Consider the following 18,033-nt stretch of genomic DNA (forward strand, 5'->3'; position numbering starts at 1 on the left):
GGGCGGCAGGCTATCACGGGCGCCCGCCCTCGAAACTCGCGACAAATCCTCCCTTGGCGCGCCGCGCCGCGCGTTGCAGGCCAGCGCCGGCCCGCCCGGCCAGTGGCGGCGCGGCATGCCGGCGCGTCATGCCTGCGCCTCCTGAACCGGGCCGTCGGGCTGCGGCTGGCCGAACGCCGGCAGGCCGTCGGCACGCCATTCGAAGGGCTGCACGCGGGCATGGCGGTTGGGATCATGCAACGGATCGCCCACGATCTCCCGGTAGTTGCGCGCGTGATAGACCAGCAGGTCCGTCTTGCCGTCCGGCGTCGTCGTGAAGCTGTTGTGGCCCGGGCCGTACTGGCCGTTGGCGCTGGCGAAGACCGGCACCGGCGACTTGTGCCAGACCGAGGCATCCAGCAGCTCCGCCGCCGCGTCCGCCCACAGCAGGCCCATGCAGTAGTTGGCGTCGGTCGCCGCCGCCGAGTAGGCGATCAGCACGCGGCCATGCCGCTGCAGCACCGCCGGCCCCTCGTTGACGGCGAAGCCGACGCGCTCCCAGGGCAGCACGGCCTCGCTGATCCGCGTCGGGGCGCTCTTGAGCGTCCAGGCATTGGCCAGCGCGGCGAGATAGAGGTTGGTCTTGCCCTGGCGCGAGGGATCGGCCTCGGCCCAGCACAGGTACTGCTCGCCGCCATGGGCGAACGTGGTCGCGTCGAGCGCGAAGTCATCCAGCGGTGTGCGGATCTGGCCGCGCTCGATCCATTCGCCTTGCGCCGGATCCTCGTGCGCGTTCTCCAGCACATGCATGCGGATCTTCCAGATGTCGTCGCGCTCGCCGCCGGCGAAGTAGATCAGCCAGCGTCCATCGACGCGATGCAGCTCCGGCGCCCAGATGTGCCAGCTCGCCGGTCCTTGCACGCGGCGCGTCCAGATGGTCGTCGGCGCCGCGTGCGGCAGATCCTCGATGCGCGCCGCGCTGCGCAGCTCGATCGCGTCGAAGCCCGGCACCGACGCGGTGAACCAGTAGCGGCCGCCATGCAGCGACAGGTGCGGATCGGCACGCTGGGGAATCAGCGGGTTGGACCAGTTCAGCGTCATGGCGTCGTCTCGCGCTTTCATCGTCTGACCTTCTTCAAGGCCTTGTTGACCTGCTTCTCCACGTCGGCCTGCACCTCGGCGATCGGCTTGTTGGAGACCATCAGATTGCTCACGTCCTCGCCGATCAGCAGCTCGATCGCGCGCTGAGTCGGCACGTTGCCCGGCATCGACGTGCCGGTGCGGGTGATCTCGGTCAGGTTCTGGCGGAACGGCAGCGCCTTGAACGCGGCGCTGTCCGCCACCGAACGCCGCACCGGCAGGTGTCCCGTGCGCGCCCACTCGGCACTGCGCTTCCAGATGAACTGCAGCAGCTTGAGCGCGGCCGCATGCTGCTCGGGCGTTGCGGCGCCGCCCTTGAACAGCGCCCAGCTGTGACCGTCGGCGAACACCGCCGGCCGCTGGTAGAGCTGCGGGAACGGCACCACGGTGTAGCCGCCCTTGAGTGGCGAGCCGGGCTTGCGGGCCTCGCGCAGGAACTGGTCGATGGTCCAGGTGCCCACGACCACCACGCCCGCCTCGCCGTTCAGGAAGGCCTGGTTGGCGCCGCCGTAGTCGAGGTTGGGTTTCACCAGCCCCTCGGCATAGAGCTGCTGCATCAGCGCCAGCGCGTTGACCACCTGCGGCTGATGCATGTCGATGCGCTTGCCGTCCTCGCTGAAGAGCGGGGTCTCCTGCTGGGCGATCAGCGTCTGGAAGGTGCGGTTCGTGGCCGCCGTTTCCTTGACGATCGCCCACGCGAAATATGGCTTGCCGGTCCGCTGCTTGAATTGCCGCGCCATCGCCAGCAGCTCGTCCGGCGAATGCGGCAGCTTTGGCTTGCCGTCCGCGCCCATGAGGCCGGCCTGGGACATCAGCGTCGTGTTGACGTGCCACAGCCAGGCCCAGGTGTCGAAGGGCAAGGCGTAGATCTGGCCGTTCAGCGTGACGCCGCGGCGCGCGTGGTCGGTGAAGTCGGCCGTGTCGATGCCCAGCGCGGGAAGCTCGGCGTCCAGCGGCTCGATCAGCCGGCGGCGCACATAGTCGCCCAGCGCCGATTCATGCATCACCGCCACCGTCGGGATGTCCTTGGCCACCAGGCGCGCGGTCAGCTGGTCGTAGTACGGCGCCCATTCGGCGACCTGCGTCTTCACGACGATGCCGTCGGGATTGGTCGCGTTGAACTCGTTGACCATCGCGGTCACGATGCCGCACTCGCCCACGCCCTGGCTCGCGTCGTTCACCGCGCCGAACTTGGCGTCGCAGCTGCCGAAGAAGCGCATCAGCGTGATCTCGGTCTTCGCCTTCGCGCCCGGGCCTGCCGCCGTCACGGCGCGGTCGCCACAGCCGGCGAGCAGCGCCGCGCCCGCCAGCGCCGCCATCCACAGGGAGCGTTTCATCATGACCGCCCCGTTCCCGCCACCGCGGTGACCAGGTGCTTCTGGAAGAAGAGATAGATCATCAGCACCGGCGCGCCGGCGAACACCGCCTGCGCCATCAGGAAGCCCAGTCCCTCGGACTGCGCGAAGTTGGTCTGCGTCGACGCCAGGCCACGCGTCAGCGTGTACATCTCGGGCTGCGTCGCGATGACCAGCGGCCAGAGGTAGTCGTTCCAGCAGGCCAGGAAGGTGAAGATGCCGAGCGTCGCCTGCGCCGGCAGCGTCAGCGGCAGCACCACGCGCAGGAAGGTCTTGAAGCGCGAGGCGTTGTCCAGCAGCGCCGCTTCCTCCAGGTCGATCGGCACGGCCTTGAAGTACTGCGTCATCAGGAACACGCCGAACGGCGCCGCCAGGCCCGGCAGCGCCAGGCCCGCGTAGGTGTTCTGCAGGCCCCAGTCGGAGAACAGCCGGTGCAGCGGGATGAAAACGCTCTGCGACGGCACCGCCAGGCCGAACAGCACCAGCGGGAACAGCCAGCGCCGCCCCGGGAACTCGCAGCGCGCGAAGCCATAGCCCGCCAGCGACGACAGCACCAGCACGCCCAGCGTCTGCAGCGCCGCGACCAGCGCGCTGTTGCCCAGCCAGCGGAACACCGCCGAGGTCTGCAGGATGTCCGCGTAGTTGGCCAGCGTGTACGGTGGCGCGAGGAAGACGTCGGTGCGCACCATGAGCAGTTCGTTGGGCTTGAACGACAGCGCCAGCACCCACAGCAGCGGCAGCATCCACAGCGCCGCCAGCACGATCAGCAGCGCCATCACCGCGCGGTCGAACCAGCCCTTGCGCAGCATCGGGGTCATCGGCGCACTCCTTGCGCGGCCTCGCGCCGCTCCAGCCACATCTGCACCGAGACGCCCACCAGCATCACGGCCAGCAGCACCTGCGACACGGCGGTCGCGTAGCCCAGCGAGAGCTGCATGAAGGCCTGTTCGTAGATGAACTGGACGATGGGCCGCGTCGTGTTGTTGGGGCCGCCGTTGGTCATCAGCATGATCTGCGGGAAGACCTGGAACTGGCGGATCACCTCGATCACCGCCACCAGCGCCACCGTGCGCTTGAGCGCGGGCAGCGTGACATGGGTCAGCGTGCGCCAGCGGCTGGCGTTGTCCAGCGCGGCGGCTTCGTAGACATCGGAGGGGATCTGCTGCAGCGCCGACAGGAACAGCATCATCGGCAGGCCGATGATCCACCACACCGTCACGAGCGCCAGCGTCGGCAGCGCCAGCAGGTCGCTGGTGAGCCAGGGCAGTTGAGGCAGGCCCAACGCCGCGCTGCCCTGCGCGACCAGACCGCGCTCGGGCATCAGCGCCAGCTGCCAGACCAGCGTGATCAACGTCACCGAGAAGACGCTGGCGCAGAAGAAGATCGCGCGCAGCACGGCCGCGAGCCGGCCGGGGCGGTTCAGCGCGAGCGCCAGCATCAGCGACAGGACGACGAAGACCGGCACGCTGATCAGCACGAAGCGCAGGGTGTTCCAGACGACCTGATGGAAGACATCGTCGTCCAGCAGTTCGAGGTAGTTCTGGAAGCCGACGTAGAAGCTGTCGTTGGACAGCAGGTCATGGTCGTGGAAGCTGATGAACCAGCCCTTGGCCAGCGGCCAGAGCAGCAGCAGCGCGTAGACCGCGACGAAAGGCAGCACGAACAGCGCGTGCGCCGGACGCGAGGCGCGAAGACCCACCGCCGCGCGCGCGCGGCCGGCGGCCTCCGCACCGCTCGGGATCTCTGGGCTCATGCCGCAGCCCCTTGCGCCACCGCATGGTGCGCCAGTCCCTGCTTGTCGAAAAGATGCGCCTCATCCATGACGAGATCGAGCTGCACCAGCTCGCCCGCCGCCGGCGACGCGCCCGCGACGGTGGCGATCGCGCGCGTGCCGTCGACGAGCCGCACATGCGCCAGGCTGCGTTCCCCGAGGAATTCGACCATCTCGACCTGCGCCGGCAGCGGCCCGCGCGCCGCGGTGACCAGATGCTCGGGCCGGATGCCGAGCGTGAGCTCGCTGCCCGGCACCGCCGCCGGCACGCGGGTCAGGAGTTCCTGCCCGCCAGGCAGCTCGATGGCCGCCAGGCCCTGCCGGTCCGCCAACCGCCGCACCGGCACGAAGTTCATCCCCGGTGTGCCGATGAACCCCGCGACGAATCGCGTCGCCGGACGCCGATAGAGCTCGGACGGCGGCGCCACCTGCTCGATGCGGCCCGCGTTCATGACCACGATGCGGGTCGCCAGCGTCATCGCCTCGATCTGGTCGTGGGTCACGAAGATCATCGTCGCGCCCAGCCGCCGGTGCAGCTGCGCCAGCTCCAGCCGCGTGCGGCCGCGCAGCGCCGCGTCGAGGTTGGACAGCGGCTCATCGAACAGGAATAGCGCCGGCTCCTTGACCACCGCGCGGCCGATCGCCACGCGCTGCCGCTGACCGCCCGACAACTGCCCCGGCTTGCGCGCCAGCAGCGCGTCCAGCTCCAGCATCCGCGCCGCCTCCTGGATGCGGCGATCGATCTCTTCCTCCGCCAGCGCGATATTGCGCAGGCCGAAGGCCAGGTTCTCGCGCACCGTCATGTGCGGGTACAGCGCGTAGTGCTGGAACACCATCGCCAGCTGCCGCTGGCCCGGCGCGGCATGGGTCACGTCCTTGCCGCCGATCTCGATGCGGCCGCCGCTGACCTCCTCCAGGCCCGCGATCATGCGCAGCAGGCTGGTCTTGCCGCAGCCCGACGGGCCGAGGAACACGATGAACTCGCCCGGCGCCACGTCGAGCGACAGGTCGGGGATGACCTGCACCGCGCCATAGCGCTTGCAGATCTGCTCCAGCTTGAGGGCTGCCAACGGAATGTCTCCTGATGTCTTCTTGTCTTCTTGAAGCGCCGCGGCCTTCTGCGGGCCGCGTGCCGGTCTAGCGCTCGCCGGAGGCCAGCGCGGGCCAGCCGTCGCCGGTCCATCGCAGCTCACCCAGACGCAGCTTGGGCTTCCCGCGATCTTCGCCGTCATAGGCATGCCGGACGATCCATCGGCCAACGACGTCCTGATGGCCCGGCCCGATCCAGCGGCCGGCACCCTGCTCCACCAGCGTGCCGCCGCCGTCCATCAGGTCGCGCCCTTCCTGGTCGAGGAAGGGCCCTTGCGCCGAGCGCGAGCGCCCGACGCGGATGTTGTAGGTGCTGGCCGTGCCGCGGCAGCACAGGTCATGCGAGACGAACAGGTAGACCCAGTCGCCGTGCCGCACCATCGTCGGCGCCTCGATGCCGGCCTTGCGCCGCGCGATGAAGCGCGCCGGACCGCTCGGCCGCATCGTCTCCGGGTCGAAGGCGGTGACGCGGATCCCGCCCCAGAACGAGCCGTAGCTGAGCCACAGCCGGCCATCGCCGCCCTGCTCCTTGGCATCGATGAAGAGGTCCGGATCGATCGCATTGAAGTCGTCGCCTTCGACGCTTCGCGCGACCATGCCCTCGTCCTGCCAGGGGCCGTCGAGCGCCGCGCTGCTCGCCAGACCGATCGCCGAGCGGTTCTTGCCGAAGGTCGAAATCGAGTACAGCAGCCAGTAGCGCCCCTTGAGCGCGAACACCTTCGGCGCCCAGACATCGAGCCCGCGATGCGCCGGCACCGCCTCGGCCCACCAGGCCGGGGCCTCGGTGAGGGCCGGCGCCAGCCGCCGCCACTGGCGGCCGTCCTCCGAGCGCAGGTGTTGGATGCCGGGCCCCGTCGTGAAGACGTGGAAGGCGCCGCCCTGCTCGATCAGCGTCGGATCGTGCGCGCCGGCGGGGTCCTCAAGGCCCGGAGCGGGCACGCCCGCGGTCGAGCAGGCCGGCAGCACCGCCGCGGCGATCACCGCCGCGGCGCCGCGGACCCGAGGCGCGATCGTGGCCATCAGCCAGCGAACGTGTAGGCGGTCTTGACCGTCGTATAGAACTCGCGCGCGTAGCTGCCCTGCTCGCGCGGACCGTAGCTGGAGCCCTTCGTGCCGCCGAACGGCACGTGGTAGTCCACCCCCGCCGTCGGCAGGTTGACCATCACCATCCCCGCCTGCGAGTGCAGCTTGAAGTGGGCCGCGTGCTTCAGCGACTGCGTGCAGATGCCGGCGGACAGGCCGAACTCGGTGTCATTGGCCAGCGCGAGCGCCTCGTCGTAGTCGCGCGCCCGCACGACGTTCGCCACCGGGCCGAAGACCTCCTCGCGGCTGATCGTCATCGCGTTCGTGGTGTCCGTGATCAGCGCGGGCAACTGATAGAAGCCGGCCGTCTCGCGCTCGACGACCTCGCCGCCGAAGGCCAGCGTGCCGCCTTCCCGTTTCGCGATCTCGACGTAGCGCAGGTTCTGGTCGAGCTGGCGCTGGTCGACGACCGGGCCGATGTCGGTGCCGGCCTTGAGCGCGTGATCGATCTTCAGCGTCCGCAGCTTCTCGACGACGGCCTGGACGAAGCGGTCGTGAATGCCTTCCGTGACGATGATGCGGCTCGACGCCGTGCAGCGCTGCCCGGTCGAGAAGAACGCGCTCTGCACCGCCGAGTTGACGGCCACCCCGAGGTCCGCGTCATCCAGCACGATCAGCGGGTTCTTGCCGCCCATCTCCGCCTGCACCTTGGCCTGGCGCGCGGCGCAGGCCGAGATGATGCGGCGGCCCGTCGCCACCGAGCCGGTGAAGCTCAGCGCCTTGACCTTGGGCGAGTCCACCAGCGTCTGCCCGACCTGCGAGCCCGCACCCATCACCAGGTTGAAGGCGCCCTTGGTGAGCGCGGTGCGCGACAGGATCTCGGCGATGGTCCAGGCGCAGCCAGGCACCAGCTCGGCCGGCTTGAAGACGACCGTGTTGCCGTAGGCCAGCGCCGGCGCGATCTTCCAAGCGGGGATCGCGATCGGGAAGTTCCATGGCGCGATCAGGCCGACGACGCCCACCGGCTGCCGGATCACGTCGACCGACACGCCGGGCCGCACCGACGCCAGCGTCTCGCCGCCGCAGCGCAGCGCCTCGGCGGCGAAGAACTTGAAGATCATCGCGGCGCGGTGCGTCTCGCCCAGGCCTTCGGCCAGCGTCTTTCCCTCTTCGCGGGAGAGCAGGCGGCCGATCTCGTCGCGGCGCGCGAGCAGCTCGTTGCCGACCGCGTCCAGCACGTCGAAGCGCTGCTGTGGCGTGCTCGAGGCCCAGGCCGGGAACGCCGCCTGCGCCGCGGCGATGGCGGCCTCGGTCTGCGCCGCATCGGCCTGCGCGTAGAGGCCGATCACGTCGCTGGTGTCGGACGGATTGATGTTGGGACGCTGGTCGACGCCGGCGACCCATTCGCCGCCGATGTAGTTCTTGAACTCGGGAATCTGGCTCATGACAGGGCTCGGGTTGATGTCGAAGGGATTCAGCGCGCCCAGCGCAGCACCAGCGGATCGAGGCGCCTGGCCGCGTCCAGCAGGCCCGCGCGCACGTACGGGTTCATCGTCGGGAACGGATGGCGCGGCAGGTCGCAGGCGATCACGCCGCCTTCCTTCATCAGCGCCTTCGCGGTCAGGATGCCGCCCTGGCGGTTCTCGTAGTTGATCAGCGGCAGCCAGCGGCCGTACTCGGCCACGGCGGTTTCGCGGTCGCCGGCGGCGTAGGCATCGACGATGCGGCGGATGCCGTCGGGGAACGCGCCGCCCGTCATCGCACCGGTCGCGCCGGCGTCGAGGTCGGCCAGCAGCGTGATCGCTTCCTCGCCGTCCCACGGGCCTTCGATGGCGTCACCACCCAGCGCGATCAGCTCGCGCAGCTTGCTCGCGGCGCCAGCGGTCTCGATCTTGAAGTAGCGGATCTGCTCCAGCTCCTTGGCCATGCGGGCCAGGAACGGCGCCGGCAGCGGCGTGCCCGACATCGGCGCGTCCTGGATCATCACGGGGATGCCAATCGCATCCGACAGGCGGGCGTAGAACTCGTGGATGCCGGCTTCGCCCACACGCAGCGTCGCGCCGTGGTAGGGGGGCATCACCATCACCATCGCCGCGCCCAGCGACTGCGCCATGCGGCTGCGCTCGATGCAGATCTGGGTGCTGTAGTGCGTCGTCGTGACGATCACCGGCACGCGGCCGCCGACATGCTCCAGGATGGTCCGCGTCAGCACGGCGCGCTCGTCGTCGCCGAGCACGAACTGCTCCGAGAAATTGGCCAGGATGCACAGTCCGTTGGAGCCGGCGTCGATCATGAAGTCGATGCAGCGCTTCTGGCTCTCGAGGTCGAGACCGCCCTGCTCGTCAAACGTGGTCGGGACGACCGGGAACACGCCCTTGTAGGGCCGAGGGAAGCTCAGGCTCATGTTGTCTCCAGGGTTCTCAGGACTCTTGTTGGGATCGAATTAAAGTATTACTTTATGACGACTCGTATCCGGGCAAACCCTCAATCGAATGGATTTGACTTAAGAAATAGTCAGACTTATAGAATCCGGACTCCAGGAGCCGCCCGCGTCGCGGCGGCTTCGCGCATGACCCCACGAAGAGGCGCGACACTCGCGCCCGCAGACACGGAGACGACATGACCAGCGCCATCTATCCCAGCCTGCGCGAGCAGCGCGTGCTCATCACCGGCGGAGCGACCGGCATCGGCGCGACGCTGGTGGAGCGCTTCGCCGCGCAGGGCGCGCGGGTGGGCTTCATCGACATCGCGGCCGAAGCCGGCCACGCGCTCGCGGCAAAGTTGCCGGGCAGCGCCTTCGTCGCCGCCGATCTGACCGACATCGCGCAGTTGCGCGGCGCCATCGCGACGCTGCGCGAGCAACTGGGCGGGCCCTTCAAGGTGCTGCTGAACAACGCCGCCAACGACAAGCGCCATGCGCTGGAGGACGTCACGCCTGAGTTCTGGGACCAGGCGATCGCCGTCAACATCAAGCATCAGTTCTTCGCCGCGCAGGCGGTCGCGCCCGACATGAAGGCGCTGGGCGGCGGCTCCATCATCAACTTCGGCTCGTTCAGCTGGATGCTGATGCAGGGCGGCATGGCGGCGTACACGACGTCCAAGGCCGGCGTGCAGGGGCTCACGCGCTCGCTGGCGCGGGACCTGGGTCCGTTCAACATCCGCGTGAACACGCTGGTGCCGGGCTGGGTCATGACCGAGAAGCAGCTCCAGCTCTGGGTCAACGACGAAACCAAGAAAGAGATCGACGCCAACCAGTGCCTCAAGCAGCCGCTGATGCCGGACCACGTCGCGGCGCTGGCGCTGTTCCTGGCGGCCGACGACAGCGCGATGTGCAGCGCGCAGGACTACATCGTCGACGGGGGCTGGGCATGACGGCGCCGGACCGCGCGGCGGCCGCGGCCCGGGTTCACGTCGATTGCCGGGAGCGGCTCGGCGAATGCGCGCTGTGGTGCGAGCGCGAGCAGGCGCTCTATTGGACCGACATCGATGGCCAGAGGCTGTCGCGCTGGCAGGCGGCGCAAGGCGACGCTGACGGTCAGATCACGCACTGGGCCATGCCGGAGCCGCTGGGCAGCTTCGCGCTGTGCGATGCGCCGGGACGGCTGCTGCTGGGACTGGCGTCGGGGGTGGCGCTGTTCGACCTGGCGAGCGGGGAAATCGGCCCGCTGGTGCCGGTCGAAGCCGACGAGCCGCGCACGCGCATCAACGACGGCCGCTGCGACCCGCAGGGGCGCTTCGTTTTCGGCATGTTCAATCCCCATGGCGCGTCCGTCGGCGGCTACTACCGCGCGGAGATGGCGGGCATCGGCGTCGGGCGCGGCCTGAAGGTCGAGCGCCTGCCGCTGCCGCCAGCGATCGTCGGGAACTCGCTGAACTTCAGCCCCGATGGGGGAACGCTCTACTACACGGATTCCCCCACGCGGACGATCTGGGCGATGGACTATCACGCCGATGGGCGGCTTGGCGAGCGGCGCGTCTTCGCGCAGCTGCCGATGGACGGCGGCGAGCCCGATGGCGCAGCGGTCGACACGGACGGTGGCCTGTGGTCGGCGATCTGGGGCGACGGGATCGTGATCCGCTTCGACGCGCAGGGCCGCGAAACCCTCCGTCTGCCCCTGCCCGCCTCGCAGCCCACCTGCCCCGTGTTCGGCGGACCGGCGCTGGACCGCCTCTTCGTCACCACCGCCCGCAAGCAGTGCGAACATGAGCCGCTCGCGGGCGCGCTGTTCGAGCTTGACCCGCAAGGCCATCGCGGCCTGGCGCCTCACCGATTCCAGATCACATGACACCGATTCAACGCAAGGTCTATGGTCACCTGCCCGACGGGCGGCCGGTGCACGAGTACACGATGGACAACGGCCGCGGGCTGCGGCTGTCGGCGATCACCTATGGCGGGCTGGTCACGCGGCTGGAGGTGCCGGACGCGCGCGGCGAGCTCGCGAACGTGGTGCTGGGGCTGCCGACGCTCGAGGACTACGTGCTGCGCAATCCGCACTTCGGCGTGATCGTGGGCCGCTACGGCAACCGGATCGCCGATGCGGCGTTCCGCCTCGATGGCGAACGCCATGCGCTGCAGGCCAACGATGGCAGCAACTGCCTGCATGGGGGGCCGCGCGGCTTCGGTCTGCAGCTCTGGCGCGCCGAAGCGGAGAGCGACAGCTGCCTGCGCTTCGATCTGGACAGCCCTGACGGGGATCAAGGCTTCCCGGGACGGCTGCAGGCGGTGGTGCGCTACCGGCTGGTCGAGGACATGGGCTGGCAGATCGAGTACGAGGCGACGACCGACCGGCCGACGGTGGTCAATCTGACGCACCACGACTACTTCAACCTGGCGGGGCATGGCTCCGCGCTGGGTCACGAGCTGCAGATTCCCGCGAGCCGGTACTGCGAGGTCGACGCGGCGGCGATTCCGACCGCGATCGCGCCCGTGGCCGACACCCCTTTCGATTTCCGCGAGCCCCGGATCATTGAATCGCGCCTGCGCCACGCGCATCCGCAACTGCAGCGTGGCAAGGGCTATGACCACAGCTGGGTGTTCGATGCGCCATTCGACGGGGAACTCCACCTGGCCGCGCGGCTGCGCGATCCGGTGTCAGGCCGGACGATGGAGGTGCTGACGACCGAGCCGGCGATGCAGTTCTACTCGGGGAATTTCCTTGACGGGAGCCTGCTCGGCAGCGGCGGGGAGTTTCATCGCCAGGGCGATGGCATCTGCCTGGAGACGCAGCACAACCCCGACTCGCCGAACCGTCCGGTCAGCCCGGACTGGCCGTCCACCGTGCTGAGACCCGGGGAGGTCTATAGGAGCCGGACGCTGCATCGGTTCTCGGCTCGATAGGTTCCGAGGGACCCGCAGACTCTCGATCCACCCGCAGCAATTCAGCATCGGGGAGCTTTGCTGCACGCCTGTCGAAGGTGTGAAAGGGCCCTTTCCCTTCCCACGCGGTAATTCGAGCGTGCATGCAATCCGCAAGGTCGGCATCGCTCAACTCGAACAGTCGCAGGGCATCGTCCATTGCCCATTCCCGGTCGATGTCCAGGTCCTCCGCTTGGAGGACTTGAGTCATCGCATCAATCACCTCCGTCTTGCTGAAGCCCAAACAACTCCGAAGCACCCACTCGAGTTCCAGCAGGACGGTGATGGGAACGAACAGCTTGCAGGCTTCGCGAGCATAGCGCTGGCGAAGACAGGAGACCGCTTCGACCTGATGTGGGTCGTCCTGGACGATGCAACGAACCAGGACATTGGTATCGACAGCACCCATCAACGAAATGGACTCATGTCTTCAATAGACACGCGCTTGCCGTCGCGCGGCGTCAGGATGCCCGCCAAGTCTTCCAGCGCCAGCGTCTTGGCTCGCACATAGAGGCTCCCGTCCTCCCTGACATGCCACACGAAGCGGGTGCCGGGCTTTGCCTTCAAGGCTTTCAGGACTTCCTTGGGCACCCGCAAGGTGCCCCGCGTGGTCAAGAACGTGTCATGCATCGTCAACTCCATTCTCTGAATCGCCAACTTCCGATCGCGCCTCTTCCGGCGCCTTGAACCTTCTTGCCTTCGCAGTGACGCGAACGCTACCGTCGTCCATCATTTCCCAAATGAACTTTGTTCCCAGCTTGGCACCAACGGCCTTGCGGATGTCCTTGGGGACCACGATGCGGCCGTTCATCTCCATCCTCGATGTCGACAAAGCGCTCTCCTTTCGAAGCGAGGCACCCACTGTAGGAACACCCCGACGCCGGTTCCATGACTCGGACCTGTGGACCTGGGCTCAGGCCGACTCGGACGAGGCATCCCGCTCCCGGGGATGAGTCGTGTCGCTCGACACCCGGAAGGCCCGCATCTCGTCCACCTGCGTCGCCAGGTGCAGATTGACGCGCACCGCCGTCCACGCCTCCCGGCCACGCGCGTACACCCGCCCGTTCGAGGCCTCCTGGATCTCGTGTTCGCCCCACAGGCCGCGCTCCCCGAACGACGGCGCCGCCGCGACGATCGCCAGCGCCGCGTCGCGATTGGCCTCGTCGCTGGTCTCGCGGCGGCGGCGCTCGAAACGCCACTCGCCCTGCCACGGATAGTCGATCCGCACCACGCCGCCCGGCAGCTCGGGCCCCGGCTCGCTCGGCACATGGATGGCGCCGTGGTCGCCGTAATCGACCAGCGGCCATCCGCCCAGCCGCTGATGCAGCTCCCGCTCCAGGATCACGAGCCGCCCCGAGCGCGGCGTCTCGCCCAATGGCGCCCTGCCCACCCACTGCGCGGTCGCAGGAAAGCTATTGCCCATCGCCACCACCCGCAGCCGCGGCCACCGCGCCCGCCAGCGCGCGAGCAGCTCCCGCCCGTTGCCCGCGCAGCCCAGCAGCCATTCGCGCTCGGTGCCGAAGTCCAGCACCACGATCGCCCGCTCGGGCCGGGCCAGTCCGTCGATCGCCCGCTCCATCGCGGCCGCCGATGGCACCGGCCCCCGCAGCCGGAACACCACCAGACCGAAGTCACGCTCGATCCAGGCCGCCTGCTGCGCGATGGCGCGATCACCCGCGACGGCGCTCAACTGCACGACCGGAATGCCGTCGTGCCGAAGCCCGCGCGCGAACTCCCGCCAGGCGCGGAAACCCTGCGCCGGATCCGCCAGGCGGCGCCAGGCCAGCGCATGCTGCAGCGGCGCCCGCCCGAGGTCGATCAGATGCGGCAAGCCCTGCATCACCTCGGCGGCCTGCTGCGCGGCGCGGCGGAAATCACCGGCATCCGGCATGCGCGCCTCCGGCACGAGCTGCATCAGCGGCAGCATCCCGCGCTTGCGCGCCTTGTCCAGCTCGCGCAGCGCGCGCAACTCCGCCGGCTGCGTGCGCAGCGACGGAAAGTAGACGATCTCGTCCAGCGACACCTCGACCATTTGCATGCTCCTCGGGCCCTCGCCCCGTCCACCCGGACGCACCGCGCGCCCGGACGCGCAGGCTAGGAACGCCTGAGCCCGAAAGCCAGGGGATGGTTTGATCGATGTCAGAGATCGCGACGGTCAGGGTCTCCTCGCCCTGCTTCCCTCGCCGCGTCAGCGTTTGTATGGCCGTGTATCAGCGCCCATGCCGCTCACAGCCCCATGCAAATCTGCCTGCCAGTCGACAACGCGGAGATACGCCGCGCCGGTCCACTGCGGTTGTCGCCACCCCACATCGAGACCGACATGACCGACCCGATCCAGACTCCCCTGCCCCGCCGCCAGTTCCTGCGCCTGGGCGCCTCCTTGAGCGCAGCCGCTTCGGCCGCCACCGTCCTGCCGCTGGGCGGCCTGCTGCCCAGCGCTGCGTTTGGCGCCGCGGCCGGCGCCCCGCCCGCCGGCGGGCCAGCCATCGCGATCGCGCCCGCGTTCGGGACGCTCAAGCACATCGACGCTGGCGACCTGCGCGTCGGCTACGTCGAAGCCGGTCCCGCCGACGGCCCGCCCGTGCTGCTGCTGCACGGCTGGCCCTACGACGTCCATACCTATGAGGAGGTCACCCCGCTGCTGGCCGCCGCCGGCTATCGCGTGATCGCCCCTTACGCCCGCGGCTACGGCACGACGCGCTTCCTCTCGGACACGACGCCGCGCAACGGTCAGCAAGGGGCGCTGGCGCTCGACGCCATCGCGCTGATGGACGCGCTGCGCCTGCCCAAGGCGATCGTCGCCGGCTGCGACTGGGGCGCGCGCACCGCGGGCATCCTCGCCGCGCTGTGGCCCGAGCGCTGCCAGGCGCTGGTGTCCGTCAGCGGCTACCTGCTGGTCAGCCGCAAGGTCAACGAGCAGCCGCTCCCGCCCGCCGCCGAGCTGCAGTGGTGGTACCAGTACTACTTCGCGACCGAGCGCGGCCGCCTCGGCTACGAGAAGTACCGCGCCGAGTTCTCCAAGCTGATCTGGCAGCTCGCCTCGCCCCAATGGCGCTTCGACGACGCGACCTTCGCCCGCAGCGCCGCCGCCTTCGGCAACCCCGATCACGTCGCGATCGTGGTCCACAACTACCGCTGGCGCCTGGGCCTGGCCGAGGGCGAATCCCGCTTCGACGACATTGAGGCCCGTATCGGCGCCGCGCCCCGGATCACGCTGCCGGCGATCACGCTCGAGGGCGACGCCAATGGCGCGCCGCATCCGGCGCCATCGGCCTACCGGACCAAGTTCGCGGGCCGCTACGAGCATCGCGACCTGAGCGGCGGCATCGGCCACAACCTGCCGCAGGAAGCGCCGAAAGCCTTCGCGCAGGCGGTCATCGACGTCATCCGGCTCTGAGCCCGCGCGCGGCCGGCGCGTTCCGGCCTCCGCCAAATGAAAGCGGGGCTCCCGCGTGGGAGCCCCGTTGCTCGAAGTGGAGGATCGTTCGTTCCTGGTCGGATCCTCCCGGCGTCTGTCCTTCGGTCCGGCTGGCCGGCACGGTCTCGCTCGGACCCGGCGTGCGGATCGTCGCGGCCGGTGCCGCGCAGACGGAGCGTTCAAGGACGCGACGAATGCGCCGCCTCGAACTCCGGCGCATACCCCTGCTCGCTCCACATGCGGTCCAGCGACCCATCGGCGCGAGCGCGTTCCAGTTCATCGATCACCTGGGCACGCGTCTTGCCGCCTGCCGCTGGAGCCCCGAAGCGCAGCTCCGAGTTCGTGTCTGAAGACATGCCCACCGTCGTGTCGGCCTCGGCCTGCCGGTTGGAGTAGTGGACATCCATGCCCCTGGCTTCATCGAAGTCGGGCGCGTAGGTCTGTTCGCCGCGCATCTTGTCGAGCGCACCATCGGCCCGCGCCTGTTCAAGCTCGGCGATGACCTGGTCACGCGACTTCGGGCCGGACATGATTTCCTCTTCGACCTGCGCGAACGCAGGCACAGCCAGCGCCGCGGTCACCGCGGCGATGCCGATCGGGATCGACAGCTTCTGGAAGTGACGCATGGTGAAACTCCTTTCAAACACGTTGGGATCCACTCTACGGCCCGCGTGCTGACGCGAGGCGGACATGCGGATGACCGTTTTGTCATCGCTGCGCAGCGCCGGCGGATTGCTGCGCGCGCTGCGTCGGCGCGTGGATCAACTCAACGCGATGCTCGAACGCCAGCGGCGCTCGTACGCGCAGATGGAGGCCTTCAGCGCCAACGTGGCGCATGAGCTGCGATCGCCGCTGGCGTCGCTGATCACGGGCACTGAACTGGCGATGCGCGACCGCGAGCTGCCGCCGCAGGCGGTGGACCGGCTGGGTGCCAACCTCGAGGAACTGCGGCGCATGGACGGCATCGTGGGCGACATGCTGTTCCTGGCGCGCGCCTACGGCGGACAGCGCGCCCGGCGCGAGCGCGTGGACAGTCTGGCCGCGCTGGCCCGGGAGGTGGTCGAGTTCCACGACGCCGCGCTGGAGGATGCCGGCCTCTCCTGTCGCGTCGAGGGCGAGGCCGCCGGAGACTTCGACGCGGCGCTCCTCAAGCGCGCGTTGTCCAACCTGATTGGCAACGCGACCCGCTACGCGCCCCCGGGCAGCACGCTTCGCGTCGGCATCGAACGCTCGCGGTCGGCGCTGGTGCGCCTGTGGGTCGCGAACCAGGGCCCGGTCATTCCGGCCGATCGCCTGCCGCGTTTGTTCGACCGCTTCTACCGCGCCGAGCCCACACCGTGCCGCGCCCGCGGGGCGGACCACCTCGGCCTGGGTCTGTCGATCGTCGACGCGATCGCCCGGATGCATGGCGGCGCGCCCTTCGCGCGCTCGGACGCGGCGCAGACCCGCATCGGGTTCACCTTGACTGGCGGGGACACCACGCGCGCCTACACTGCGCGCCGCTCCCAACCCGCGCCGGCCTCCGCGCCCACACCGCCGACATGACCGACCGCCTGCTCTCGTTCGTCCAGCATCCGCTGGGCCGCCGCCTCGCGCGCGCCCTGAACCTGCCCCAGCCCGTGACGCTTGCGCGGCGTCAGGATGCCTGGACGGACAAGGAGCTCGCGGGCCGGACGGTCCTCGCCATCGCGCCCGCCAGCACGGCGCCGATGCCATCGCTGCTGGCCGCGATCGTCGCGGAGGGCGGCTCGTCCAGCGGCGACGCTCCGGTGCAATCGCTGATCGTCGATGCGACGGGATGCCGCGACGTGGCCGCGCTGCATGCGCTGTTCGAGCAGGCGCAGCATGCCGTCGCGCGCCTGGCGCCGCGCGGGCGTGTGCTCGCGCTGACCTCCAGCGGCGTCACGAGCGCTGCCGAGGCCGCCTGCCTCCAGGCGGTGCAAGGCTTCATCCGCGCGCTGGCCAAGGAGATCGGCCGGCGCGGCGCGACCGCGAACGCGCTCGTGCTGCAGGAAGGCGCCGCCTCCGCCACGGCGCTCGCGGGCGCGCTGCGCTTCTTCGCGACGGACCGCTCGGCCTATGTGTCGGGCCAGGTGCTGGCGTGGCGCAAGGAGCCGGACCCATCCACCGCCGCCTCGATCGACGCCACCGATCGGGTCCGCGTGGCGCTGATCACCGGCGCGGCCGGCGGCATTGGCGCGGCGACGGCGCGCCGGCTCGCCCTCGACGGCTGGCGCGTCCTGGGCATCGACGTCCCCGCCGCCCGCGCGCCGCTGGAAGGCCTGGCGCGCGAGATCGGCGGCGCCCTGCTGGCCGCCGATCTCACGGCGCCGGGCGCGCTCGATGAACTCATCGACGCGGTGCGGCGCCTGGGCGGCATCGACCTGCTGGTGCACAACGCTGGCATCACGCGCGACCGCACGCTGGCGCGGATGTCAGTGGCGGAGTGGGATGCGGTGATGGCGGTGAACCTCGCGGCGGTCCTGGCGATCGACGCCAGGCTGGACGAGGCGGGGCTGCTCAACGCCGGCGCGCGCGAAGTCTGCCTGTCGTCGATCAGCGGCATCGCGGGCAATGCGGGACAGACGAACTACAGCGCCTCGAAGGCGGCTTTGATCGGCTACGCGGCAGCCCGGGCAGCCGCGATGGACGCGATCGGCGGCACGATCAACGCGGTCGCCCCAGGTTTCATCGAGACCGCCATGACGCGCCGCATGCCGGTGATGGTGCGCGAGGCCGGCCGGCGGCTCAACGCGCTCAAGCAAGGCGGCACGCCAGGCGACGTGGCGGAGGCGATCGCCTTCCTCGCGTCGCCGGGCGCGCGGGCGCTGACGGGCCAGGTCTTGCGCGTGTGCGGACAGTCGCTGCTGGGCGCCTGAGCCGCACGAGCCGGCATTGGCGC

At 69.7% G+C, this 18,033-nt stretch carries 18 protein-coding genes; 6 read left to right on the top strand and 12 right to left on the bottom strand.

Annotated features, from left to right (window positions below; all coding sequences use genetic code 11):
* Nucleotides 1–126: 126 nt before the first annotated feature.
* From ABDW61_RS18545 to ABDW61_RS18580, 8 genes are all read right to left on the bottom strand, one after another.
* Nucleotides 127–1,101 carry a family 43 glycosylhydrolase gene (locus ABDW61_RS18545; RefSeq protein ID WP_343640766.1) on the bottom strand — a complete coding sequence of 325 codons (975 nt, stop codon included), beginning with the start codon at nt 1,099–1,101 and terminating at the stop codon, nt 127–129.
* Nucleotides 1,098–2,459, bottom strand: a complete 1,362-nt coding sequence (locus tag ABDW61_RS18550; RefSeq protein WP_343640767.1) for an extracellular solute-binding protein — start codon at nt 2,457–2,459, stop codon at nt 1,098–1,100. Before ABDW61_RS18550 ends, ABDW61_RS18545 begins: the two co-directional genes overlap by 4 nt.
* Nucleotides 2,456–3,292, bottom strand: coding sequence for a carbohydrate ABC transporter permease (locus tag ABDW61_RS18555; protein ID WP_343640768.1), 837 nt, complete (start codon nt 3,290–3,292; stop codon nt 2,456–2,458). Before ABDW61_RS18555 ends, ABDW61_RS18550 begins: the two co-directional genes overlap by 4 nt.
* Nucleotides 3,289–4,227, bottom strand: a complete 939-nt coding sequence (locus ABDW61_RS18560) for a sugar ABC transporter permease (RefSeq protein WP_343640769.1) — start codon at nt 4,225–4,227, stop codon at nt 3,289–3,291. The genes ABDW61_RS18555 and ABDW61_RS18560 overlap by 4 nt, the downstream gene beginning before the upstream one ends.
* Entirely contained in the window at nt 4,224–5,315 is a 1,092-nt protein-coding gene (gene ugpC, locus ABDW61_RS18565) for a sn-glycerol-3-phosphate ABC transporter ATP-binding protein UgpC (RefSeq protein ID WP_343640770.1), read from the bottom strand. The genes ABDW61_RS18560 and ugpC overlap by 4 nt, the downstream gene beginning before the upstream one ends.
* A gap of 67 nt (nt 5,316–5,382) precedes the next feature.
* Nucleotides 5,383–6,354, bottom strand: coding sequence for an arabinan endo-1,5-alpha-L-arabinosidase (locus ABDW61_RS18570; protein ID WP_343640771.1), 972 nt, complete (start codon nt 6,352–6,354; stop codon nt 5,383–5,385).
* A complete protein-coding gene (locus tag ABDW61_RS18575; RefSeq protein ID WP_343640772.1) occupies nt 6,354–7,802 on the bottom strand; it encodes an aldehyde dehydrogenase family protein in 1,449 nt (482 codons plus the stop codon). The genes ABDW61_RS18570 and ABDW61_RS18575 overlap by 1 nt, the downstream gene beginning before the upstream one ends.
* 29 nt (nt 7,803–7,831) lie before the next feature.
* Nucleotides 7,832–8,761 carry a dihydrodipicolinate synthase family protein gene (locus ABDW61_RS18580; protein ID WP_343640774.1) on the bottom strand — a complete coding sequence of 310 codons (930 nt, stop codon included), beginning with the start codon at nt 8,759–8,761 and terminating at the stop codon, nt 7,832–7,834.
* Nucleotides 8,762–8,976: 215 nt separating this feature from the next.
* Between ABDW61_RS18580 and ABDW61_RS18585 the strand changes: the two genes are divergently transcribed.
* The 3 genes from ABDW61_RS18585 to ABDW61_RS18595 are packed head-to-tail and all read left to right on the top strand — an operon-like array spanning nt 8,977 to nt 11,695.
* Nucleotides 8,977–9,729, top strand: a complete 753-nt coding sequence (locus ABDW61_RS18585) for an SDR family oxidoreductase (RefSeq protein ID WP_343640776.1) — start codon at nt 8,977–8,979, stop codon at nt 9,727–9,729.
* Entirely contained in the window at nt 9,726–10,643 is a 918-nt protein-coding gene (locus ABDW61_RS18590; RefSeq protein WP_343640778.1) for an SMP-30/gluconolactonase/LRE family protein, read from the top strand. The genes ABDW61_RS18585 and ABDW61_RS18590 overlap by 4 nt, the downstream gene beginning before the upstream one ends.
* Nucleotides 10,640–11,695 (top strand): aldose epimerase family protein, encoded by a 1,056-nt coding sequence (locus tag ABDW61_RS18595; protein ID WP_343640779.1) that lies wholly within the window; start codon nt 10,640–10,642, stop codon nt 11,693–11,695. The genes ABDW61_RS18590 and ABDW61_RS18595 overlap by 4 nt, the downstream gene beginning before the upstream one ends.
* Nucleotides 11,696–12,121: 426 nt before the next feature.
* Here ABDW61_RS18595 and ABDW61_RS18600 read toward each other — a convergent pair whose 3' ends face one another.
* The 3 genes from ABDW61_RS18600 to ABDW61_RS18610 form a co-directional block, all read right to left on the bottom strand.
* The gene (locus ABDW61_RS18600) at nt 12,122–12,343 is read right to left on the bottom strand and encodes an AbrB/MazE/SpoVT family DNA-binding domain-containing protein (RefSeq protein ID WP_343640781.1); all 222 of its coding nucleotides are present in this window, start codon (nt 12,341–12,343) and stop codon (nt 12,122–12,124) included.
* Nucleotides 12,336–12,524 (bottom strand): AbrB/MazE/SpoVT family DNA-binding domain-containing protein, encoded by a 189-nt coding sequence (locus ABDW61_RS18605; RefSeq protein ID WP_343640783.1) that lies wholly within the window; start codon nt 12,522–12,524, stop codon nt 12,336–12,338. The genes ABDW61_RS18600 and ABDW61_RS18605 overlap by 8 nt, the downstream gene beginning before the upstream one ends.
* A 102-nt stretch (nt 12,525–12,626) precedes the next feature.
* The gene (locus ABDW61_RS18610; protein WP_343640785.1) at nt 12,627–13,745 is read right to left on the bottom strand and encodes a hypothetical protein; all 1,119 of its coding nucleotides are present in this window, start codon (nt 13,743–13,745) and stop codon (nt 12,627–12,629) included.
* A gap of 288 nt (nt 13,746–14,033) precedes the next feature.
* Between ABDW61_RS18610 and ABDW61_RS18615 the strand changes: the two genes are divergently transcribed.
* Nucleotides 14,034–15,110: an alpha/beta hydrolase gene (locus ABDW61_RS18615; RefSeq protein WP_343640787.1), complete on the top strand. Its 1,077-nt coding sequence runs from the start codon at nt 14,034–14,036 to the stop codon at nt 15,108–15,110.
* Between the two features lie 200 nt (nt 15,111–15,310).
* Here the strand turns inward: ABDW61_RS18615 and ABDW61_RS18620 are convergent, their stop codons facing one another.
* The gene (locus ABDW61_RS18620; RefSeq protein WP_343640789.1) at nt 15,311–15,823 is read right to left on the bottom strand and encodes a DUF4148 domain-containing protein; all 513 of its coding nucleotides are present in this window, start codon (nt 15,821–15,823) and stop codon (nt 15,311–15,313) included.
* A gap of 4 nt (nt 15,824–15,827) precedes the next feature.
* Here ABDW61_RS18620 and ABDW61_RS18625 point away from each other — a divergent pair, with 4 nt between their 5' ends.
* Together ABDW61_RS18625 and ABDW61_RS18630 are read left to right on the top strand one after the other, a co-directional pair.
* Entirely contained in the window at nt 15,828–16,676 is an 849-nt protein-coding gene (locus ABDW61_RS18625; RefSeq protein WP_343640791.1) for an ATP-binding protein, read from the top strand.
* Complete coding sequence (locus tag ABDW61_RS18630; RefSeq protein WP_343640792.1) at nt 16,673–18,010, top strand: 3-oxoacyl-ACP reductase; 1,338 nt, start codon at nt 16,673–16,675, stop codon at nt 18,008–18,010. Before ABDW61_RS18625 ends, ABDW61_RS18630 begins: the two co-directional genes overlap by 4 nt.
* Nucleotides 18,011–18,033: the final 23 nt, after the last annotated feature.

Source organism: Roseateles sp. (genome assembly GCF_039595595.1).
In the GTDB taxonomy this organism is placed as follows: Bacteria; Pseudomonadota; Gammaproteobacteria; order Burkholderiales; family Burkholderiaceae_C; genus Roseateles.